This window comes from Chryseolinea soli, assembly GCF_003589925.1.
In the GTDB taxonomy this organism is placed as follows: Bacteria; Bacteroidota; Bacteroidia; order Cytophagales; family Cyclobacteriaceae; genus Chryseolinea; species Chryseolinea soli.
In genome coordinates, this window is the sequence record NZ_CP032382.1 from 2,506,213 (window position 1) to 2,528,894 (window position 22,682).

A 22,682-nucleotide genomic window follows, 5' to 3' on the forward strand; every position below is an offset into this window, starting at 1 on the left:
TCCCGGGGGATCGTTGACGAAAATTAGTTGATGAATTCAAATTTGGTATAGGGCACCAGCGCTTTTGGAATGCGAATGCCTTCCGGCGTCTGATTGTTCTCCAGCAGCGCCGCCACAATGCGAGGCAACGCCAGCGCACTGCCGTTCAAGGTGTGGAGCAGTTGCGTTTTGCCTTCTTTGTTTTTGTAGCGAAGCTTCAGCCGGTTGGCCTGGTACGTTTCAAAGTTGCTGACGGAACTTACTTCCAGCCAACGCTGTTGTCCTGCTGAGTACACTTCCATGTCATACGTCAACGCGGAGGTAAACCCCATGTCGCCGCCGCAAAGTAACAGCTTGCGGTAGGGGAGTTCCAGCTTCTCCAACAGGCCCTGCACGTGGGCACACATTTCGTCCAGGATGCCGTAAGAATCTTCCGCCTTCGCGATCTGCACGATCTCCACTTTATCGAATTGGTGAAGACGATTCAGTCCGCGCACGTGTGCTCCCCAGCTGCCGGCCTCGCGACGGAAGCACGGCGTGTAGCCCACGTTCTTCACTGGCAATTCTTCTTCTGCTACGATGACGTCGCGATAGAGGTTGGTGATGGGTACCTCGGCCGTAGGGATGAGGTAGAGACCGTCTTCGGTGATGAAATACATCTGGCCTTCCTTATCGGGCAATTGGCCGGTGCCATAGCCGGAAGCTTCATTCACGACGATGGGAAGCTGCACTTCCTTGTAGTTTTGTTTCTCCGCTTCGTCGAGGAAGAAATTGATGAGGGCCCGTTGCAGCTTGGCGCCCTTTCCCTTGTAGACCGGGAAGCCTGCGCCACTGATCTTGTTGCCGAGATCAAAGTCGATGATGTCGTATTTCTTGATGAGATCCCAATGTGGCAAAGCCTGTGCACCAAGCGTAGGAGGGGTACCGTGTTGGTGCACGGTGATGTTATCTTCAGCGCTTTTGCCGGCGGGTACCTTTTCGTGGGGGACGTTGGGGATCTTGTAGAGAATTTCAGTTTGCTTTTTCTCATACACATCCAGGTCGGCTTCCAGATTTTTGATCTTTTCTTTATCGGCAGCGACAGAAGCGCGCAAGGCCGTGGCCTCAGTGGCTTGGCCGCCTTTCATCAGCTCGCCGATCTTTTTGGAATCCAGGTTTGATTTTGCTTTCAGGTCATCCAACACCCTTTGCGTATCGCGACGCAACAGGTCATTGTCCAGGATCGCTTGTATGAGGACATCGGCGTCCTTCAGATTTCGTTTCCGGAGGCCTTCCAATATTTTCGCTGTGTGTTCGCGGATGACAACTGCCTGTAGCATGAGAATTTTTAGTTTTTTTTAAGGATTCAAAATTAGTTTTTTTGCACAGCGGACGGCTTTTTGGGGCGAATAAAATATTTTCACAATTTGATAATAGTCAAATTTCGCCTATACTTGCATCATCATACGGCTTCATCTCAAGCCCTCTGAACAAAAAATCCGAACTTTATTTACCCAAAACTTAGTTCTCTAGTTAGTTGTTTCCATGATCCTAACTTCAGCTTGGCTGATCACAACACAACCAATTCAACAAAAACACTTTTTTTCAACAACCTCATTTTTAAATTAACATGTACACTATTGACGACCTGAATGTCAGGCTTCTTTCAGAATTGAAAGAAATTGCGGAGGAGATGGGCGTGAAGAACGCAAAGAAGCTTTCCAAACAAGACCTCATCTACAAAATCCTCGATCAGCAAGCCGTCGCGGGCGAAGCAGCTCCCGCCAGAAAACCTCCCGTAGCACCTGCCGCTTCCTCCTCACCCGCCACCGCCTCTGCTTCCGCAGAACCCGAACGCAAAATGCGTCCCCGCCGCCGCGAAAATGTAGCCCCTACTCCCGCGCCGCCGGTCCCCAAAACAGAATCCGATTTTTCCAGTGACGAGATCCTGGATTCGATCGACATAAATTTTGATAGCACACCCCAAACCTTCGCCGAACCCGAGCCCGAAAACCTCGACAACGAACCGGAGATCAACACACAGGAAGACCTCATCCGCGCCGGCCGTGCCGATGTACGCGAAGAGCGTCCCATCCAATATCGTGTCGCCATCCGCGAATTCGACGGCGCCATCAACAACGAAGGCGTATTGGAGATCATGCAGGACGGCTATGGCTTCCTCCGCTCTTCCGACTATAACTACCTGGCCAGCCCCGACGACATTTATGTGTCGCCGTCGCAGATCAAATTGTTTGGTCTCAAGACCGGCGATACCGTAAAAGGATCGATCCGCCCCCCCAAAGAAGGCGAGAAATATTTCGCCCTCCTGAAAGTGGAATCCGTCAACGGAAAAACCACCGAAGAGATCCGCGACCGCGTAGCCTTCGAATACCTCACACCCCTGTTCCCTAACGAAAAACTGAAACTGAGCACGGCGCCCGACAACCTGTCGACCCGTATCCTCGACCTGTTTTCTCCTATTGGTAAAGGACAGCGCGGTATGATCGTGGCACAACCCAAAACGGGTAAGACCGTGTTGCTGAAAAACATCGCTAACGCCATCGCCGAAAATCACCCTGAAGTATACCTCATCGTGCTGCTCATCGACGAGCGCCCGGAAGAAGTAACGGATATGGCTCGCAGCGTAAAAGCCGAAGTAGTCGCCTCCACCTTCGACGAACAAGCCGAGCGCCACGTGAAAGTGGCCAGCATCGTGTTGGAGAAAGCAAAACGCATGGTTGAATGCGGTCACGACGTGGTGATCCTCCTCGACTCGCTCACGCGTCTGGCGCGTGCCTACAACACCGTGGTGCCTTCTTCCGGAAAGATCCTTTCCGGTGGTGTGGACGCCAACGCGCTCCACAAACCCAAGCGCTTCTTTGGTGCAGCCCGCAAGATCGAGAACGGTGGCTCGCTCACCATCATCGCCACAGCCCTTATCGACACCGGTTCGAAAATGGACGAAGTGATCTTCGAAGAATTCAAGGGAACCGGTAACATGGAACTCCAGCTCGACCGCAAGCTTTCCAACAGAAGAGTATACCCCGCCATCGACGTACCGGCATCCGGCACCCGTCGCGAGGACCTGTTGTTGAGAGAAGAAGAACTGCAGCGCGTGTGGATACTCCGCAAGTTCATGGCCGACATGAACTCGGTAGAAGCCATGGAATTCCTCCAAAACAAAATGAAGGGAACCCGCAACAACGACGAATTCCTCATCTCCATGAATGGATAAAACATAGCAAACCTTTAACTAAAAAAGAGGCTGCCCAAAAACGCAGTCTCTTTTTTTATTCCGGAAAACCGGGAGAGACAGATTTCGGGAAAGAGGGGGAAAGCCCCGGAAAGGGTCATTTCAATACCAAATCAATCAATTCACGCTGCACATTCCAATCTCTGGCAAGTTTTAGCATGGCTGTAGCTTCCATCTCGGTAACATAGCCCTTCAGGTTGTTCGCCTGCCACACCATGTTGATCAGTTCGATTCTTTTTTCCTTTGGATAGTCGGCAATGATGTCGTTCAGATAGAGGCGGGCCCGTTCGAAGGAAGTAAGGTGATCCTGGCCCACAAAATCCAGGGCCCATTTGTATTCCACATGGGCGTCCAGTTCGTCGGCCGTTTTGTCAAGGTCCAGCTTTTCCTGCTCGTCCAGTCCGTGATAGTGGAAAATGACCGATTTCAGGAGCATGTATACCTTTTTTTCTTCCGTTGATCTCACAATGATGGTGTTAGAGGATGAAACAACATCGAAAAATACAAAAGTTCTTCGTGGCACCGCGCCGCAATCAGGGCGTTAGTAAAAATAGATCGGAAGCAATTTTATCGGCCAGCAGTTTGCCGTTTTTGGTGAGGCGGAGCACCCGGCCTTCCAGGAGGGCATGCCCGTTTTCCACCAGCGCGCCAATATACCCCTCGTGGGCCGCCAGCAGGTCATACCCCCACAGGCTCAGAATGCGCGCCAGATCGGTCCCCCACGACGTGCGCAGGGTGGTGAGTAAATAGTCATTGATCTGGTCTTCGCGCGTGAGAACCTCTATCGTAGCGGGAATGCGCCGTTCCTGAAGTGCTTTCAGATAGAACGCATTATTGCTCACGTTAAATTGCCGGCTCACCCCATTGTAGGAGTGGGCGCTGGGCCCCACGCCCAGATATTTTTCCGACCGCCAATAGCTGCTGTTGTGTTTGGACTGAAATCCAGGCAGTGAGAAATTCGACACCTCATACTGCTCGAACCCCGCGCGCTCCAGCCGGTCGACCAGAACCAGCAACTGATGTCCTGCCGTGTCGTCGTTCACGGGCATGAGCTTTCCCTTGGCGGCCCACCGCCCGAACGTGGTTTTTTCCTCGATCGTGAGCGAATACGACGAAATATGTTGGGGTTTGAGACGCAAGGCTTCTTCGATGTTCCGTTCCCACACGACCTCGTCCTGGTCGGGAATGGCGTAAATCAGGTCCAGGCTGATGTTCTGGAACCCAACTTCGTAGGCGTCGGAGATACATCGCTTGGCCAAGGTGGCGTCGTGGGCGCGGTGGAGGAATTTTAAGACCGTATCGTCGAAGGATTGAATGCCGACACTGAGCCGGTTAATGCCTGCCTGGCGCAGAGCTTTTAGTTTTTCTCGGGAAAGGTCATCCGGATTGGCCTCCAGGGTCACCTCGGCAAGGGAATTGACCGAAAAGGTTTTATGAACCGTATCCAGGATCTGGTCCAACTCCCGTGGTGTGAGCACCGACGGCGTTCCTCCCCCAAAATAGAGCGTGTTCACCGCCTCCACACCGAGATAATCGCGTTGTAAAACCAATTCCTCCGAAAGCGCTTGTACAATAGCCGCCCGGTTTTCAAGATTGGTCGAAAAGTGAAAATCGCAATAGTGACACGCCTGCTTGCAAAAAGGAATATGAATGTAAATACCCGCCATAAAGCGATACAAACTTACTTGCATTTCGGATATAAGGCGATATTCTGATACTTTTGAAAGTTATATGAAGGCAACCTCGCATTTTTTGATCGCCGCGCTCCTGACCCTCCTGAGCGCCACCGCGCTGCTCGGCCAGGAGTATACGGTGTTGAAAGATTTGAAAGCCGAATGGCAGGTGAACCAGGAAGATCGCTTCGAGCCGTTCCAAAAGAAAACCGGCGACGTGAGCACGGTCTATTTCTGGATCGAAGCCGCAAAATATCCGGGTGTTGCACTCCACGTGAGCAGCACGGAACCCGTTTCCCTTTTTGTGAATGGCCAGTTGGCTGCCCAACACAGCACCGGTCTCTATCTGAAAATAGACAGTCTCCGCAAAGTATTTCACGCCCCCGTGCTACAGATCGGTGTGCACCAAACACGCGTCAAAGAAGGCGGTCTTCAGACCACGCTGGAGACGGTTTCCAATGCTGCCTCGACCGCCATCGTGCCGCTGCAGTTCGCCTCTTTTCGTGATTTTGCTATCGTGGGCATGATGATTTTGCTCACCATGTTGGTGGTAATCATCAAGCTGAACCCCAAACTCACCTCAGATTATTTCTCCATTACGAAAATATTTTCCATGCGTGAAGGCGAGGAAAGCCAGGTCTATTCGCGCATCACCAGCAGCACCAACGTTTTGTTTTACGCCTACAGCAGCTTGATGCTGGGCTATTATCTGATCATTATTTTTCATTTTCTGCCCACGCACTATTCGGCCGCACTGGCCTTCCAGGCTACCACCTTTTGGGAGGCGATGCGCGAGTGGACAAGGTTGAGTTTTATCGTGCTGGCACTGTTTTTCCTGAAGATTGTGTTGGTCTATGGCCTCTCTTTTGTGTTCGGCATGCGCGAAGTGAGTGGCATCCATTTCTTCAATTGGGTGCGGTTGTTGCTGGGCGTTTTCGGTGTTCTAACGATCATTCTCTTCCTCTACTTCATCACCCACGGACAGCGTGAAGGCTTCTACGTATTTCTGCTGAGCATGATGTCGTGGTTGCTCGCGGGATGGACCATCCTCATTCTTTTAAAGTTGCAGCGGGCGATGGGTCACTCAATGTTTCATTTATTTTCGTACATTTGTGCGACGGAATTAATACCCTTTCTCATAACAATTAAGGTTCTTTATAATTAGCCCGATTCGTTTACGTGATGAGTGAAATTGCTACTGAAAGGATGCGCAAAGTGAAGAGCATCCTCGTAACCCAAGAAGCTCCAGCAGATGCTAATTCTCCCTATTTAAAACTTGCTGAAAAGTTTAACCTGAAAATTGACTTCAGGCCGTTCATACAGGTCGAACCCGTACCCGTCAAAGAATTCCGTAAACAGAAGATCGACATCCTCAACCACACGGCCATCATCTTTACGAGCCGGAATGCCGTGGATCACTTCTTCCACATCTGTCAGGAATTGAAAGTGGAAATGCCCCCGGAGATGAAATACTTCTGTATCTCCGAACAAACGTCGAACTACCTTCAGAAATACATCGTCATTCGCAAGCGCAAGATCTTCACCGGCCTCAAAACCGCGCAAGACCTGTTGGAAATTCTGAAGAAGCACAAGAACGAGAAGTATCTCTTCCCGTGTTCCGATATCCGCAAGAATGACATCCCCGACTTCCTCAAAGACGGCGGATACCACTATACCGAGGCCATCATCTACCATACCGTTGCGGCCGACCTGTCCGACCTGAAGGAAGTGTTCTACGACATCCTGGCCTTCTTCAGCCCCTCGGGTATCAACTCCCTTTTTGTGAATTTTCCCGAATTTAAACAGAACAACACCCGCATAGCCGTCTTCGGCCCCACAACGGCCAAAGCCGTACGCGACGCGGGTTTGATCCTGGATATCGAGGCCCCGCTGCCCAACGCCCCGTCCATGACCGGAGCCTTGGAACTCTATATTAAGAAGGCTAATGGCATCAAGTAACTACTTCATTCATTGAATTTTACTAAGTGAGATATTTTATTACACTTTAATTACATTTGTTGACAGTGTCGTAAAAAAGCGTTTACTTTAGCTTCTACTTTTTAAACTTAATGCTGAAAAGGACTTTTTATACCCTCTCGCTGCTGCTTTTTACCGCAGGTGCTTTTGCTCAGCAAGACCCCCTCTTCACGCAATACATGTTCAATAACTTGTACATGACACCAGCGTACGCAGGGGTTGATGGTGTTACCCGTTTCTCGGCAATTCACAGAAGCCAATGGTTGGGCTACCAGTCGAGCTTTGGCGACGGCGGTGCTCCGACTACGCAAATGGTTACGTTCAACACACCCATCCACAAGCTCAACAGCGGCGCCGGTGCGTACATCATGAACGACAAACTCGGTCCTCAGAATAACCTCGAAGCGCAAGTGATGTATGCCTATCACCTCGGCATCAAAGACACCAAACTAAGCTTCGGTATCAAAGCGGGGATCTACTCGCAAACGGTCAACGGCAAATACTACCGCTACGTACAGGAAGGCGACCCGCTCATTGTCGAAGGAAAAGAATCACAAGTAAGACCCGACCTCGGTTTGGGCGTCTTCTATAGAGCCGAAAAATACTACCTCGGCTTAGGCTTCAACCACCTCCTGCGCTCCAAGTTCAACTTCGGCCAGGACAGCGTCCGGGGCGCTTTGGAAAATCACATCAACTTCACTGGCGGATACTTCTACGAGGTCAGCTTCGACCTGAAAGTACAGTTCTCTGCCGCCGTTAGAACCGATTTGAACAAGACTCAAGTCGATTTGGCGGGAATTGCCTACATCAAAGATACGATGTGGGGAGGCGTGGCGTTTAGACAATCGGAAGCGGCCAGTTTACTACTGGGTTATGCTCTGCTGAAAGACAAGTCACTGAAGTTGGGAACGGGCATCGACTTTATCGTAAAGGATCGGGCTGCAAAAGAGACTTTTTCACTGGAATTTATGATAAGCTATGATCTACCGGTAGTTGGCACCAGCGGCAAAAAAGTCGTTCGGACCCCCCGGTATAGGCACTAGCCGACATTTGATTTTGGTATTTTTAAGAATTTGTGGAATTTGTAAATAGTTTCTCCAAAAAGTAAGGCGAATAAAGGGTAACTTTCGAGCCTCAAAATTTAGCATAGCAAACTGAGCAGAAGTATATGAATAAATCGGTTGTTTCTAAAGTAGTTTTAGTATTCGCAGGGGCTGTTGCCAGTGCTTGTGGATTACTTGGCCTTGGCGGCAAAAAAGGCGGCGACCAAGGTGAACTCGTTGGTGTTCCCGGGCGAGAAGGCTGGGTGATGACCATCCCCTATGGTATGGTGCCCATTCCTGCCGGAACATTCCACATGGGGCAAGCGGATGAAGACCCTGCTTCTACGCAGATCAACTTCAACAAGCAAGTAACGATCGGTTCGTTCTTCATGGACGATACAGAAATCACGAACAATGAGTATCGCCAGTTCACAAACTTTTTCCTGGTCGATAACGGAAGCATCGAAGGCTTCGAAACCGTAGACGCAGAAACGTTCCGTCAGAAATACTATCCGGATACCGCTTCCTGGGTTCGCGACTTCGCACACCACATGGGCGATCCTATCCAGGACTACTACTACTGGCACCCCGGCTACGACGACTATCCGGTCGTGGGCGTGAACTGGGACGCTGCCGTGTTCTTCGGTCAATGGAGAACTGCTTACCTGAACGACTACCGCAAGAGCGTGGGCGACTTCCCGATGCCCGCCTTCCGTCTCCCTTCCGAAGCAGAATGGGAATATGCAGCCCGCGGTGGCCGCGATATGGCAAAATATCCTTGGGGTAACCCGTATATCCGTAACTCGAAAGGTTGTATGCTGGCCAACTTCAAACCCGGCCGCGGTAACTTCTACGACGACGGCTTCGCCTACTCCTCACCCGTACAGTCCTACTTCCCCAATGACTATGGTCTGTACGACATGTCGGGCAACGTATCCGAATGGTGCCTCGACGACTTTAACCCCGCATCCGTACCCACGGTATGGGACTTGAACCCGCAATACATCGACCCTCGTACCAACCCGGAAAGTGCCAAGTACAACCCCCGTGTTCCGCCCAAGAAAGTGGTTCGTGGCGGATCGTGGAAAGACGTGGCCTACTACCTGGAAACCGGTACGCGGACATATGAATTCAAAGATTCCACCCGTGCGTATATAGGCTTCCGTTGCGCCATGACGCACTTGGGCCGTTCATCAGGTCAGGAATTTTAGTACTCAGATCGACCCTAATCCATTTTCTATATTTTATAATATCAAAAGGCAAAACTTAAACCATTACTACAATGAGCAAGAAAAAAGGCGGATTTGTTGAACTACTCTACAAAACTATAATGCCAAAAGTCTATGGTATTGGTGCGGCAGTCGTAATTATTGGGGCGTTATTCAAGATCCTCCACTACGAAGGTGCTGACCAAATGCTGTTCATAGGCTTGACCACTGAAGCAGTTATCTTCTTTCTGAGCGCTTTTGAGCCGCCTCATCAAGAGCCCGATTGGTCGAAAGTATACCCCGAACTGGGCGAAGACTACGAAGCTCCTGCAACCCCCACCAGAATCTCTAACAAGCCTGCAGGCGCATCGCTGACACAACAATTGGATGTTTCCCTGGAGAAAGCCAAGATTGGCCCCGAACTGTTGGATAGCTTAGGCAAAGGTCTGACCAACCTGGCCGACTCTGCCAAGAAAATGTCGAACCTCTCCGATGCAGCCGTAGCCACTAACGACTACGCTACCAACGTGAAGAAGGCTTCTACGCAGCTTTTGGAAATGAACAAGTCCTACGACACTGCCATCAAGGCCGTATCGAGCATGTCTGAAGCTTCCAAAGATGCTGGCGAATACCACTCTCAAGTACAAAAAGTGACTAAAAACCTTGCTGCTCTCAATTCAGTGTATGAAATGGAGTTGAAGGATGCCGATAGCCACGTTAAAAACATGAACAAGTTCTACGAAAGCCTCACCGGCGCTATGACTGGACTCTCCAAAGTTGGTGATAACACGGCGAAGTTCACTTCCGAACTTGGTAAGCTCACAGACAACCTGACTTCTTTGAACAAGGTTTATGGCAGCATGCTCACCGCGATGAAAGGCGGCGGACAGAACGCATAATGAAATTGGGTTTTTAACGTTTATAACTTAAAAGGAACTATACAATGGCAGGTGGAAAAGAAACCCCGCGTCAGAAGATGATAGGCATGATGTACCTCGTGCTTACAGCGCTCCTCGCGCTGCAAGTAAGTAACGCGGTACTGGAGAAATTCGCCATCATCAACGTTACCCTTACCGGCCTGATCACCGACGGGAACAAGAAAAGCGACGAGATTTTGAAAGGAATCATTGCGGATGCAGGCGAAAGCCAGTCAGCCAATGTGATCAAGGCAAAAACGAATGCAGAGCAAGTGAGAAAAATCACGAAGGATGCATTGAACTATATTGATGAATTGAAGAAGCGTATGATGGCTACTTCAGGCACCGATAAAATTGATGAGAAATTGATCAACGACCACAGCTCGAAAGTAGCGGCGATGATGATCGATGTAAAATCAAAAGAACAAGAAGGTAAGAAATACGAAAAGCTTTTGAATGACTATGTCGCTCAACTGAAGGATCTTTCTGGACTTGACTTCGCCAAATTGGCAAAGCCGCCGAAAGATATTCCCATCTTTGCGACCAACGAAGATCACGTTCGTAAAGATTACCTGACATTTACCTTCGAAAACACGCCTGTGATCGCAGCGCTTGCCTCTGTAACCCAGACGCAAACCGAGATCCTCGAATATGAGGCAACAGCCCTCGATAAATTGGCCAAAGATGCTGGTGCAAACCGGATCAGCTTCGACCAGTTCATCCCGATGGTAAGAGCTAAATCCTCTACTGTCGCTGCCGGTGCGAAATATGAAGCGGAAATGTTCCTCACAGGATCTTCTACTTCGATCTCCTCGGAGTTCTACAAGGATGGTGCAAAGCTTCCGATCATCGCCGATGCAGGTGGAGTTCAGATGGGTAAAATTGAATTTACAGCTTCGGGTGGTGGTTATGATGCCACAGGTATCGCCAAAAAATCCTTCAAGGCTGAGATCAAAGTAAAAGGCCAGACCTTCACACAAAACATCGAGTATTACGTAGCACAGCCCGTGATCCGTGTGACAACGGGTAACGCTCCCACGCTCTACATGAATTGCGGAAATACGGTGAACATTGAAGTGCCTGCCTTGGGTACAAATTATAATCCTTCTTTCTCTGCAGCGAGTGCGGAGATCAGAAAGGGTGATAAGCCCGGCCGCGTTACAATCATCCCCAGTGCTCGCAAGATCACTGTAGGTGTTACGAATGGTGGCACGAAAATCGGCGATCAGCAATTTGATGTGAAAAACGTTCCGGATCCCCGCTATGTAGCCTACATCGGAAGCACAGCTGTGGATTTGAGAAATGGTATTAAGCCCAACCAACTCGCTAACCTGCGTTTTGTTGCTGAGCCTGAGAACAACTTCAAAGAAGAAGTTCCCAAGGACGCACGCTACAAAATCAAACGCGCAGAAGTGATCTTGGGTCGTGGAACGGCAGGTGTGCAACGTCTTAATGCAACCAACGAAAATCCGGATCTCCGCTCCTGGTCAAGCCAGGCAAGACCCGGTGACCGCGTGGTTATCGACATCAAGGAAGTTGCCCGCAGAACGTTCACCGATGGCGAAGAAAAGGTTCCCGTTAAAGGTTCAAGTGGTATTATAATCATACCGATAAACTAATGAAAAAGAGCATTTTTATAACACTGTTTTCAGTTGGACTGACCGGCGCATTTGCGCAGGAGGTGCAGGATTTGGAAGTTCAGTACAATCCGAATTCGCTCAATCCAATTCCCGTGTATGAGCAGCACTACAAAGTGCGTGTGTGGAGGAATATCGATCTCCGGGAAAAGCAAAACAAAGGCTTCTTCGCCAAAAACGGAGAGATCAGCAAACTCATTGTTGATGCCGTAAAGTCTGGAGAACTAACAGACATTTATAACAGTGACTCTTTGACTACCAAATTATCGAAGGAAGACTTCCTGGGACGGTTGGTACAAGAGCAAGCCCAGACCTTCCCGGCCTGGAACCCCACTACCGACTTCTACACGGATGATATCGTGAGCTTCAACGGCAAGAACTATCGCGCCGTGCAAGACAGCAAGGGCATCACGCCCAGCGAAGACGCCACCGACTATTGGGCAGCCACCAACCAAGGTAGCGGTCTCGAATACGCCGTAGGCGACATGAGCTCCATCCACATGATGGAAGACATGATCTTCGACAGAAGAAGATCCAGATTGTACTACGACATTCAGGCTTTTGAGATCATCGTTCCCGGTGCGAAGACCACCACAGGTATCGATAACTCGCTCGGATGGTTCAAATACAAGGACCTGGAGAAATTATTCAGAAACAACATTCCGAAGGCTGTTTGGTTCAATCGCCAGAACACCGCGCAAAACAAGAACTTTGCCGATGCATTCTTACTGAGATTGTTCCAAGGCTCGATCTACAAAGTGCAGAACCCCGACGATGAAACCATCGACGATACTTACCGTGGCAATGGACGTCCCTACAGAGAAGGCGTTTGGGCTCGCGAGTGGACGGAGATGATGCTCATGGAGAAGGAACACAACCTTTGGGAATTCTAAGAATTTGCTTTTTGATATTGAGAAGGGAGGTCACTTGACCTCCTTTTCTTTTATACCCAAAATGATCTCCGCCTTTTTGCGCCCTACCAGTTTCTCGATCTCCTCAAACGGCGCTTCCTTGATCTTCTTCACGGACTTGAAATGCTGTAATAATTTCACGGAGGTTTTCTGACCGATACCCTCAAGACCCTCCATCTCGGTTTTCAACTGCACCTTGCTTCTCTTTTGCCGGTGGAAAGTGATGGCAAAGCGGTGGGCCTCGTCACGGATCTGCTGCATCAATAACAGCCCTGGCGATTTTTTACTGATGTGCAGCGGCAACGGGTCCTCTGGATAGTAGATCTCTTCTAATCGCTTGGCGATGCCGATGATCGGGATCTGACCATAGAGATTCAATTCCTTTAATGCCTCGCAGGCACTGCTCAATTGTCCTTTGCCCCCGTCGACCATGATCAGGTCGGGGAGCTTGCCGGCCTCCTCCTGGATCCTTTTGTAACGCCGGCCAACGATCTCTTTCATGGATGCAAAGTCGTCGGGCCCTTCCACGGTCTTGATGTTGAAATGGCGGTAGCCTTTTTTATCAGCCTTCCCATCAACAAAGCGCACCATGGACGCCACCGGTGTGGTGCCTTGCAGGTTGGAGTTGTCGAAGCATTCGATGATGTTGGGCAAGTGTTGGATCTGCAGATCCTTTTGAAGGATCAGCAATACTTCTTTTTGCTTTGATTTCTTTCCCTCGCGGAAGATCTCGCGTTCACGTTTTAACTCAAGGGCGTTTTTGATCGACAACGCGAGGAGTTTCTTCTTGTCGCCGATCTGAGGGATCACGTTTTCGACTTTGTCTTCCAGCAGCGTGATCGCCACATTGCTTAAGATCAGTTTGTTCTGACTGTGGGTTTGCTCTCGTAGTTCGAAAACCGTAAAGCTCAGAATTTCGTCGTCGGGCTCGTCGAGTTTCTTCTTCACCTCCATGGTCTTGGAGAAGATAATCGCCCCTTCACGGATCATTAGGTAGTTCACATAGGCATAAGATTCCGTGCTGGTGATGGTGCACACATCGATATCCGTAAGGTCTTTATTGACGACAAGCGATTTGGATTGGAATCTTTCCAGCGTTTCCAGCTTCTCCTTATAAAAATGCGCCCGCTCGAATTCCATATTGCCGGCCGCTGTTTTCATTTGGGAGGTAAAGTGATTGTAGACGATGCTGAGATTGCCTTTCAGGATGTTGCGGGCCTGCTCGATTTCTTCCAGGTATGATTTTTCGTCCTGGTAGCCTTCGCAAGGACCCTTGCAATTGCCAAGGTGGTATTCGAGACATACTTTGAATTTTTTTTGCTCCACGTTCGCTTCGCTGAGCAGGAGATTGCAAGTCCGGATGGAGTATAGCTTGCGGGTTAACTCCAATACATTCTTCATGGCTACTACGCTGGAGAAAGGGCCAAAGTACTCGCCTTGTTTAGGCAGGTATTTGCGCGTGTAGATAATACGAGGGAATCGTTCCTTGAGAATGACCAAATAGGGAAACGTCTTGTCGTCCTTCAGCAGGATGTTGTACTTGGGCTGATTCTGTTTGATGAAATTGTTCTCCAGCAACAACGCGTCGAACTCGGAATTGGACACCGTAAAGTCGATGCGTTCGATCTCCGAGACCAGCTTGAGCGTTTTGCGATTCACGCCCGTGCTCTTGCTGAAATAACTGCTTACCCTTTTCTTGATGCTCTTTGCCTTGCCGACGTAGATGAGCACATCTTCGTCGTTATAGAAGCGATAGACACCAGGAGATTCCGGCAGTCGCTGAACAACTTCTTTGAGCCGGTCGTACATAGACTTTATTCGTTATTGGGGTTCCAATCTTCCTGAGGCGTTCCGGCATCGTCGGGCGGTAGCTCATACGAGCTACAGTCGAAGGTGATGTCCATTTTGGCGGCCGGCCTTCTGAACTGTCCTTTTTTATATTCCAGCGATGCATCGGCATACACTTTCAACATGAATTTTTCCCAGATGGGGCGTGCTGTTTTTGAGCCCTGCCCCAGATCCCATTGTTTGTAGTGAATACTGCGCTCATCGCCCCCCACCCAGGCACCCGAAACCAGGTCGCGCGTGATGCCCATATACCAGCCGTCGGAGGCGTTGTTGGTGGTTCCTGTTTTGCCTCCAATTTCGTTTTCGGTCTTGAGGTTAAAGTTTAGTCCTCGCGAGGTTCCGCCTTCTTCCTGCACACCGCCCATCAACATGTAGATCATCTTGTAGGCCGTTTGCTCACTGATGGCTTGCCGCGTTTTGGGTACAAAGTTCTCGATCACGTTGCCGTTTTTATCTTCGATCTGTGTGATGTAGAAAGGTTGCGTGTGAATGCCCGAGTTCACGAAGGTGCTGTAGGCGCCCACGATCTCATACAACGACACGTCGCTCACCCCCAGGCACAACGACGGCACAGCATCCAGCGGGCTGGTGATGCCCACGCGTCGCGCAAAGTTCACGACATTCTCGGGGCCCACGCGCTGCAGCACCTGGGCCGTGATGGAGTTCTTCGATTTGGCCATGGCTTGCCGCATGGTGAGCCATTCGCCCGTTCCACGATCGCCCTCCGCATTGGGCGGGCTCCACGTGCCACCCGGGACTTTGAAGGTGGGAGATACGTCCTGCAATTTCAAACAAGGATTGTAACCCGCTTCCAGCGCTGTGCCATACACAAACGGTTTGAAAGAAGAACCCGGCTGCCGTGTTCCCTGCCGAACGTGATCGTACTTGAAATATTTGTGATTGATGCCGCCCACCCAAGCTTTGATGGCACCGGTCCGGGCGTCCATCGACATAAAGCCGGCGTGGAGGAAGCGCTTGTAATAGTTCAACGAGTCCATCGAGCTGAACAGCGTGTCGCGCTCTCCGTTCCAGGTGAAGATGGTCATGGGTTTCTTCAACTTCAGCATGATTTTCACCGAGTCGCTGCCTGCGCCATAGCGGGCCACCAGGTTCCGGTAGGTCTCCGTTTGTTTGATGCGCGAATCGAGAAAACCCTTGATCTCATTCCAATCCTCGTCGATCCAGGGGTTCTTGCCTTTCCAATGGGTGTCGAATGTCTTTTGCTGAGGCTTCATGCTTTCGGCCATGGCCTCTTCGGCATAGCGTTGCATGCGGCTGTCGATCGTGGTATGGATTTTTAATCCCGATTCCCATAGGTCATAGCCGTGCTCTTTGCACCACGCCATGAGATCGTTCAGGATCACGGTACGGAAATAGGTGGCCAGCCCTTCGTTTTGATTTTGCACAGCATACTCCAGGTGGATGGGAAGCTTCAACAACGAATCGTAAGTTTCGCGCGAGCGGATGTAGCCGTGGTTGTATAACTTAAACAATACCTCGTTCCTTTTGGACAGGGCATTCTTGGGATTGCGCTTGGGGTTATAGAATGAAGGGGCCTGCAACATACCCACCAGCACCGCCGCTTCCTGGACGTTCAGTTCGGAGGGTTGTTTGTTGAAGTAGGTTTCGGCGGCCACTTTGATGCCGTAGGCATTGCTGCTGAAATCGCTTGTGTTGAGATACATGGTGATGATCTCCTGTTTGGTGAAGTTCTTTTCGAGCTTCACGGAGATGATCCATTCTTTGGTCTTGCTGATGAGAATGCGCAGCGGTCCCACCATCAAAGGTCCATCCAATTCCTCCCCGCGGGTGCTGAAGAGGTTTTTGGCCAGCTGTTGGGTGATGGTGCTTCCACCGCCCTTGGAAGACGAGTTGAACGTGAGCACCCCGAAGATCACCCGCATATAGGCGCGGAAATCCAGGCCGGAATGGTCATAAAAACGATGGTCTTCCGAAAGCAACAGGGTGTTCACCAGATCCGGCGACAGCTGTTCGTAGCTCACCTGGCTGCGGTTAAACCGGAAATAACGACCCAACGAAACACCATCGGCAGAAATCAACTCAGACGACAAGTCGTTCTTGGGGTTTTCAATGGCTTTCAGGCTGGGCATGTCGCCAAACAGGCCGAACAGGTTGATGCTCACCGAGAGCACGTAGAGTGGAAAACCGAGGATGATACAGAGGAAAAGTATCCAGATGCCTTTTGTAGCTTTTTTAAACCAAGGACTTTGGGTAAGCAGGATTCTATTGACTTTCTGCAGGGTAGTTTCTTTCAAAGAATTGGAGGTATTCATCAAGACCTTTTGTTCGGTAAAATATATCGAAATTGTCTTTTGTAATGACAAAGCTATGGAATTTATGGTTCCTTAACTCGGTGAGTGTGGAAAGCTTTTCGTTGAACGTTTTCTTGTACTCCAAGGCCCAGCTGATGCGGGGCAATTCGTCTACCAACGTGAGGACGTATTCGTCGTTTAGGACCAGGTTGCTGGTCTTCAATTTCAGCTCTTTGAAATTCTCCTCGTCAAATCGCTCCAGCATACCGCTCACCAACGCGCTGAGGTTATCGGCCCTGCGGTGAACCAACACAAAATAGTGCGGCTCTTCGAACGAGCGGATGTATTGTATGCCCTTCACTTTCTCCTGGTCGGCCTGGAAGGTGTGCGAAGCATCCAGCAATTTCTTGGCGTAGGTCGTCAGCGGATCGTCGGGATGGGCTTTTATAAACTGATCGAGGGCGAATTGATATTGGTTGATGTCTTCTGTTTTTCCCAACAGGATCACCTTCATCAGTTCGATGTTGGAAGAAAATGAGGTTTCGCCCATTTCCGAAGCCTGGTTAAGGGCTTGCAGGGCCTGCCGGTATTCGCCATTCTGATAAAGGTCGTAGCCTGTTTTGTACAGTTCTTTTTGCTTCTCGGCCGTTTGACTCGATTCCTTCAGATAGTCGGGGTTGATGAGGATCTTGGCGAAATCCGAATTCGGATACTTTGTCTTTAACAAGGATGCATAGCTTTCGGATTTGGCGGCGTCGACGTCTTTAAAGATCAGATAGAGCTTGTATAATATTTCGGGCTCATATGCGGTGTCCGGGAAACGGCGAAGCAAGGTGTTGTATGACGTTACGGCATTGTCTTTTTCCAGCAATTTAAAATAGTAGATATCGCCGAGGTTAAAATAGGCATCCTCGATTTTTTTGAGAGCCTCCTTTTTCTGCTCGTCGGTGCGTGGAATCTGTTTGTCTACGCGCGTGTATTCGGCGGCAACGGGATCGCTGGCGGCTGGCTCGGGCACAGCTTGTTGATCTGTGGCGGCCGGTGTGGCACCATCGGAGGCGCTGCGGGCTGCCGTGGCGGTGGACGTTCGCAGCGACCGTCGCCAGTTGTCTTCCAGTGCGATGTTACCCCAGATGCGTTTGAATTCGGTTTGGCCCAGCGACATGGCCGATGGATTGCCAAAATACCAATCGGTGGCGTCGTCGCCCTCTTGTTGTTGCCCGTTGTCATCGCCCGAGGAAAAAACATTGTTCGTGTTGGAGACGATCTCTATGCGGTTGCGCTTTTTCTTTTTCTTGCTCTCGTTGCTATCGGCCAGACGCTTCTTAGCCTGGAAGGCGGAGTCGATGCGCGCGCGCAGGGTAGACGAGTCCAGCGCTGACATAGCCAAAAGGCTGTCCTGCCATTTGATGGTATTGAGGTTCTTCACGAACTCATCCAGGATGCTTTGACGTGCCTTTATTCGATCGTAGCCCTCATAGTCTTTGGGCAGAGCATTGATGGCGCTATCGTAGTAGGCTTGTGAGAGTTCATATTTGCGCAGCGTGTCGTAGTAAATTTCTCCCAACCTCAGGTAAGCTTCGCCGTCGATTCTTTTGTTGTTGCCCTCGCGGATCGAGCGGTTAAAGTCCTCCAGGGCCTGCGTTAGATTTTTTTGTTTCAATTCAAAAACACCCATCTCGTAAAAGATCTTGTCTTTGAATTCCTTGTTCTTGCTATCCTTCAAAAGTTTCCGGAACGATTTGCGCGCCGCATTCACACTCTTGCTGCGCGATATTTCCGTTACCTGTGCCATATAGAGGCGTGCATAGAAGTCTACCTCGTATTCGGGATTGGTAGACAGGCAGCGCTTATAGTAATTGTACGCTTCTGATTCGAAGCCGAGTTTTTGATAGGTCTGTCCGACGATAAAAAAGATCCGGCCGGGACGATCTTTCTTTCTGAGCAGGGGCGTCACCTCCGTGAGATTTCTCACCATATAGTCAAGGTCGCCCTGTTCCTGGTAGAAGTAAGCTTTGGCCAACAGCAGGTTCTTCTTGTTCTCCTTGCTCAGTTTCCCTTTCTGCACAAAGTCGATCGCAGCTTGTGCATTGTTGTATTCTTTGTGTTCGGTGAAGGTGCGTACCAGCTCGATGATGGCGGCGTGTTTTGTGTCGAGGTCCAGGCTCTTGGTGTTCACAAACTTGAAGGTCTGGATGGCATTGCCCCAGTCCATGCTGTAGAACCGGGCCTTGCCCACCAACAGGTAGGAGTCGTCGACCCACTTGCTGTTGGGGTGGCGTTGGATGGCGAGCGAGGCCATCTTGATGGCTTCTTGTATGTCTTTGTCATAACCCTTGGCCTGAGCGGAGTCCAGCGCGGGGTAGAGTCTCAGGATGCGGTTGTAGTCATCGACCATACTGCTCCAGACGCTCTTTTCAACTTTCCTGATCTCTTCGCGTGCGTAGTAATATCCGTTGAAGTGCGCCGTTGTGTTGTGATAGGCAAGGGACGTTAGGGTCTTTTGGTCAGACGAACAGGCCGTCATGACAGCCAGAATGAAGACAAGCAGTATATAAAAAAGGGGGCCTCTCAAGTGACTGTGATTTGTGATGTTAAAAACGCAAAAAACCTAAATTCCATATTATAATAGCCTGGAATATCTAATTTTGTGCAAAAAAGCGGAATATTTTGAAGCCGAAAAAAACATTATCGAACTGGTTGACCACCCGTTATCAACTCGTTATCCGCAACGAAGAGAACTTCGCCGAAAAAACGAGCATGGGTTTTACCTACTCGAAAGTAATTCTTTTTTCAGTGATTTTATTTACGGGCCTTTTCACGATGAGCCTGTTTATGTCCAAGACGATCCTGGCCAAATGGTTTGACCCCAAACACGAGCAGATGGTGCTGAACCGGCAGCTGCTCGAGCTGGCCCTGAAGGTGGATTCGCTGGGTCTGGAAGTGGAACGCAAGGACCAGTTCATCGCCAATTTTCAGCGCGTGCTGAGCGGCGACACCAGCAACTTTGAAGATCCCGCCAAGACCCTCGGGAGCGATCAACAGCCCGTAGCGAAGCCTACCGACTTAAAAGCCACTCCCACCGATTCGGTGTTTCGCAAAGACTTCGAGCAATCGGACATGTCGCTGATCGCGCTCAACTCGAAATACAAGGAATTGCAGGAGACGTTTTTCTACTCGCCCATCACCGGATTTATCTCCGACCAGTATGATGTGAAAAAGGGTCACCTTGGGGTGGACGTTGTGGCGAAGGCGAACGAACCCATCAAGTGCATCGCCGATGGCACGGTGGTTTTTTCATCGTGGACCCAGGATTCCGGTTATGTAATAATGGTGCAGCACCGCGGTAATTTGATCTCCACCTACAAGCACAATGCCCAACTCTTGAAAAAAGTTGGTACTTTTGTCAACGGAGGTGAAATTATCTCTATAGTTGGCAATAGCGGAGAGTTAACCAATGGCCCACACCTTCACTTCGAATTGTGGTATAACGGCAATTCTCTGAACCCCGAAGAATTTGTAACTTTTTAAAACCAGAACGTCATGCTAACTTCTAAAGAACAAAAACGCGCAGCCGAAGAGATTAGCAACTCCAGCAACAACATCGGCAAAGGCACCTTTTTGGAGGGCAACATCGAAACGTACGGCAACATCCGCATCGAAGGAAAGATTACCGGCAACGTAAAGTCCAAATCCAAAGTGGCGCTGGGCACCTCTTCGCAGGTGCAGGGCAATATCATTGCTCAAAATGCCGACATCGAAGGCGAAGTGAAGGGAAAGATCGAGGTCACCGAATTGCTGGTGTTGAAAGCCACAGCCGTCATTAACGGTGACATCATCACCGGCAAGATGGTGGTTGAACCCGGGGCTGTTTTCAACGGCTCCTGCAAGATGGGCGCCGTGATCAAGGACATCAAAATCGGCGAAAATGGGCTTAACCGAGCCATCCCCCAACAAGAAGTTAAAAACGTATAACAGCTATCTGAAATATAGCAGCCTGGCCATTCAACTCCTGGTAGTGATCGGCGTGTTTGGATGGCTGGGACATTGGCTGGACCTCCGGCTGAAACTCAAAATGCCCGCCTTCATGCTGTTGTTTGGATTTGTGGCGTTTGCGGGCATGATGTACCAGGTCTACCGGTCAATAAAACGCGACAATCCTTGATCCGTTTTTTAATAGCACTGCTCGCATGTGCCGTGTTGCTCGCATTGGGCAGCCTGTACGCACACGCACACGGTTGGATCGGTGTGCTGCCTTCCTTTTTTTATCAGACGCTCATTTTCCTGGTGTTTAGCACCGCAATTATTTTCCGCTATCTCTATAAAAGCAACAAGACCGGTTTGTTCCTGCAATTGTACCTGCTCACCATGGTGGTGAAATTCATTGCCTACGGTGCCTACAATTTGTTTGTCATTCTAGAAGACAAGCCCGGCGCCGTGGCCAACGTCGTCTTTTTCATGCTCGGTTATTTCATTTTTACGGTCGTAGAGATCGCTTTTTTGTACCACCGGATTACCAGCGGCGGAGAGCGTTGAAGAGGGGTAAAATCTTTATAAAAGATTTTTTTCTGGAGCATTAATTAATACCTTTGCGCTCGTATTCAAAAACCTTGAAATTAGCCCTGAATGAGCGTATTTTTGAGTCTTTCCAAGAAATTTTCTGTTGCCCTCATCGTACTGCTCGCCGCCTTTTCGCCGGCCCTTTCTGCGACCGATGAAGCCCAGGTACACGAGCTGCAGGAAGAGCCTACCGCTTCCGAACACGGGTTCAATGCCAGCGAGGTGATTATCCACCACGTGCTGGATGATCATATTTGGCATTTGTGGGATCATGGCGGCACCATCTACCTGCCGGTGATCGTCTATTCTGAAAAAGGCCTGAATATCTTTTCTTCGCACAACCTTTACGACGAGCATCATAACAAAGTAGAATATAACGGCTACAAACTTGACGAACTGGGGCACATCGTGCTGAACGGTAAGTCTGTGCTGGATCTTTCCATAACCAAGAACGTGGCCATGCTGCTCATCAACGCGGCGTTGTTGTTGTTGGTGTTCATGGCGGTTGCAAAAGGCTATAAAAAGAACCTTGGTAAAGCCCCCAGCGGTATCCAATCGTTCATGGAGCCGGTGATCGTTTTTGTGCGCGATGAGATCGTGAAGCCCAACATCGGCAAACACTATGAAAAGTACTTGCCCTACATGTTGACGCTGTTCTTCTTCATCCTCTTCGGAAACTTCCTCGGCTTGTTGCCGGGTGCAGGGAACCTGACGGGTAATATCGCGGTCACCATGACCTTGGCCGTACTCACCTTCCTCATCACGAACATCAAAGGGAACAAAGATTATTGGGCGCACATTTTCTGGACGCCTGGTGTGCCGCTGCCCCTTCGCTTGATCATTTTGCCAGTTGAAATTGTAGGCATCTTTACAAAACCCATTTCGCTGACCATCCGTCTTTTTGTGGCCATCACCGCAGGACACATTGTATTGCTGAGCTTGATCTGCCTCGCGTTCATTTTCAAGAGCGTGTGGGTAGGCGCGGGATCGACCGTGATGGTATTGTTTATTAGTTTGATTGAATTGCTGGTTGCAGGTATACAAGCTTATGTGTTCACGTTGTTCTCTTCGTTGTACATCGGCATGTCCACCGCAGAACATGAACATCATTAAGATTTAAATAAAGATTTCCCCGGAGTCGGGGTTTGTTTCACTTAACTATTTTACAATTATGCTATTAGCTCTTTTATTGGACATCAGCTATGCGATCATGGGTGCAGGTATCGGTGCTGGTCTGGCTGCAATTGGCGCTGGAATTGGTATCGGCCGCATTGGTGGTTCGGCCATGGAAGGTATGGCACGTCAGCCGGAGGCTTCTGGAAAGATCCAGGGCGCCATGCTGATCATCGCCGCCCTTATTGAAGTGGCTGCCCTCTTTGCGCTCGTAATTTGCTTGCTGATCTCTCAGCGCGCAGCGTAAAAAA

The 22,682-nt window shown here is 49.9% G+C and carries 20 protein-coding genes; 14 read left to right on the forward strand and 6 right to left on the reverse strand.

The window, feature by feature from the left end:
* Positions 1-23 precede the first annotated feature (23 nt).
* Positions 24-1,298, reverse strand: coding sequence for a serine--tRNA ligase (gene serS / locus D4L85_RS10830; protein ID WP_119754329.1), 1,275 nt, complete (start codon positions 1,296-1,298; stop codon positions 24-26).
* Positions 1,299-1,588: 290 nt separating this feature from the next.
* Between serS and rho the strand changes: the two genes are divergently transcribed.
* Positions 1,589-3,193, forward strand: coding sequence for a transcription termination factor Rho (gene rho, locus D4L85_RS10835; RefSeq protein ID WP_119754330.1), 1,605 nt, complete (start codon positions 1,589-1,591; stop codon positions 3,191-3,193).
* 115 nt (positions 3,194-3,308) lie between these two features.
* Here the strand turns inward: rho and D4L85_RS10840 are convergent, their stop codons facing one another.
* Both D4L85_RS10840 and hemW read right to left on the reverse strand, forming a co-directional pair.
* Positions 3,309-3,647, reverse strand: coding sequence for a hypothetical protein (locus D4L85_RS10840; RefSeq protein WP_119758740.1), 339 nt, complete (start codon positions 3,645-3,647; stop codon positions 3,309-3,311).
* A 97-nt stretch (positions 3,648-3,744) separates the two neighbouring features.
* Positions 3,745-4,878 (reverse strand): radical SAM family heme chaperone HemW, encoded by a 1,134-nt coding sequence (gene hemW, locus D4L85_RS10845; RefSeq protein ID WP_119758741.1) that lies wholly within the window; start codon positions 4,876-4,878, stop codon positions 3,745-3,747.
* A gap of 64 nt (positions 4,879-4,942) precedes the next feature.
* Here hemW and D4L85_RS10850 point away from each other — a divergent pair, with 64 nt between their 5' ends.
* The 7 genes from D4L85_RS10850 to porN all read left to right on the forward strand — a co-directional run bounded on the left by D4L85_RS10850 (position 4,943) and on the right by porN (position 12,559).
* Entirely contained in the window at positions 4,943-6,049 is a 1,107-nt protein-coding gene (locus D4L85_RS10850; RefSeq protein WP_119754331.1) for a DUF4271 domain-containing protein, read from the forward strand.
* A gap of 17 nt (positions 6,050-6,066) precedes the next feature.
* Positions 6,067-6,843, forward strand: coding sequence for a uroporphyrinogen-III synthase (locus D4L85_RS10855; RefSeq protein ID WP_073134198.1), 777 nt, complete (start codon positions 6,067-6,069; stop codon positions 6,841-6,843).
* 110 nt (positions 6,844-6,953) lie between these two features.
* Positions 6,954-7,904, forward strand: coding sequence for a PorP/SprF family type IX secretion system membrane protein (locus D4L85_RS10860; protein ID WP_119754332.1), 951 nt, complete (start codon positions 6,954-6,956; stop codon positions 7,902-7,904).
* Positions 7,905-8,029: 125 nt separating this feature from the next.
* Positions 8,030-9,115 (forward strand): T9SS ring complex lipoprotein PorK/GldK, encoded by a 1,086-nt coding sequence (gene porK / locus D4L85_RS10865; protein ID WP_073134195.1) that lies wholly within the window; start codon positions 8,030-8,032, stop codon positions 9,113-9,115.
* A gap of 71 nt (positions 9,116-9,186) precedes the next feature.
* Entirely contained in the window at positions 9,187-10,011 is an 825-nt protein-coding gene (gene porL, locus D4L85_RS10870; protein WP_073134193.1) for a type IX secretion system motor protein PorL/GldL, read from the forward strand.
* A 44-nt stretch (positions 10,012-10,055) separates the two neighbouring features.
* Positions 10,056-11,648, forward strand: a complete 1,593-nt coding sequence (gene porM / locus D4L85_RS10875; protein ID WP_119754333.1) for a type IX secretion system motor protein PorM/GldM — start codon at positions 10,056-10,058, stop codon at positions 11,646-11,648.
* Positions 11,648-12,559 (forward strand): type IX secretion system ring subunit PorN/GldN, encoded by a 912-nt coding sequence (gene porN / locus D4L85_RS10880; protein ID WP_119754334.1) that lies wholly within the window; start codon positions 11,648-11,650, stop codon positions 12,557-12,559. The genes porM and porN overlap by 1 nt, the downstream gene beginning before the upstream one ends.
* A 30-nt stretch (positions 12,560-12,589) precedes the next feature.
* On the opposite strand, the gene uvrC is transcribed toward porN, so the two are convergent.
* Genes uvrC through porW form a run of 3 tightly spaced genes read right to left on the reverse strand, consistent with a single transcriptional unit; the run spans position 12,590 to position 19,273 of the window.
* Positions 12,590-14,386, reverse strand: a complete 1,797-nt coding sequence (uvrC, locus tag D4L85_RS10885) for an excinuclease ABC subunit UvrC (RefSeq protein ID WP_119754335.1) — start codon at positions 14,384-14,386, stop codon at positions 12,590-12,592.
* 5 nt (positions 14,387-14,391) lie between these two features.
* Positions 14,392-16,701 carry a transglycosylase domain-containing protein gene (locus D4L85_RS10890; RefSeq protein ID WP_228450849.1) on the reverse strand — a complete coding sequence of 770 codons (2,310 nt, stop codon included), beginning with the start codon at positions 16,699-16,701 and terminating at the stop codon, positions 14,392-14,394.
* A complete protein-coding gene (gene porW / locus D4L85_RS10895; RefSeq protein ID WP_160143661.1) occupies positions 16,670-19,273 on the reverse strand; it encodes a type IX secretion system periplasmic lipoprotein PorW/SprE in 2,604 nt (867 codons plus the stop codon). Before porW ends, D4L85_RS10890 begins: the two co-directional genes overlap by 32 nt.
* Positions 19,274-19,368: 95 nt before the next feature.
* On the opposite strand from porW, the gene D4L85_RS10900 reads away from it, so the two are divergent.
* The 6 genes from D4L85_RS10900 (at position 19,369) to atpE (ending at position 22,678) form a co-directional block, all read left to right on the forward strand.
* Complete coding sequence (locus D4L85_RS10900) at positions 19,369-20,229, forward strand: M23 family metallopeptidase (protein WP_228450850.1); 861 nt, start codon at positions 19,369-19,371, stop codon at positions 20,227-20,229.
* A 12-nt stretch (positions 20,230-20,241) separates the two neighbouring features.
* Entirely contained in the window at positions 20,242-20,673 is a 432-nt protein-coding gene (locus D4L85_RS10905; RefSeq protein ID WP_073134182.1) for a bactofilin family protein, read from the forward strand.
* Positions 20,627-20,863 (forward strand): AtpZ/AtpI family protein, encoded by a 237-nt coding sequence (locus D4L85_RS10910; protein ID WP_119754338.1) that lies wholly within the window; start codon positions 20,627-20,629, stop codon positions 20,861-20,863. The genes D4L85_RS10905 and D4L85_RS10910 overlap by 47 nt, the downstream gene beginning before the upstream one ends.
* Positions 20,860-21,234 carry a hypothetical protein gene (locus tag D4L85_RS10915; RefSeq protein WP_160143662.1) on the forward strand — a complete coding sequence of 125 codons (375 nt, stop codon included), beginning with the start codon at positions 20,860-20,862 and terminating at the stop codon, positions 21,232-21,234. Before D4L85_RS10910 ends, D4L85_RS10915 begins: the two co-directional genes overlap by 4 nt.
* A gap of 90 nt (positions 21,235-21,324) precedes the next feature.
* Positions 21,325-22,371 carry a F0F1 ATP synthase subunit A gene (gene atpB / locus D4L85_RS10920; RefSeq protein WP_119754340.1) on the forward strand — a complete coding sequence of 349 codons (1,047 nt, stop codon included), beginning with the start codon at positions 21,325-21,327 and terminating at the stop codon, positions 22,369-22,371.
* A gap of 58 nt (positions 22,372-22,429) precedes the next feature.
* Entirely contained in the window at positions 22,430-22,678 is a 249-nt protein-coding gene (atpE, locus tag D4L85_RS10925) for an ATP synthase F0 subunit C (protein WP_073134174.1), read from the forward strand.
* Positions 22,679-22,682 lie beyond the last annotated feature (4 nt).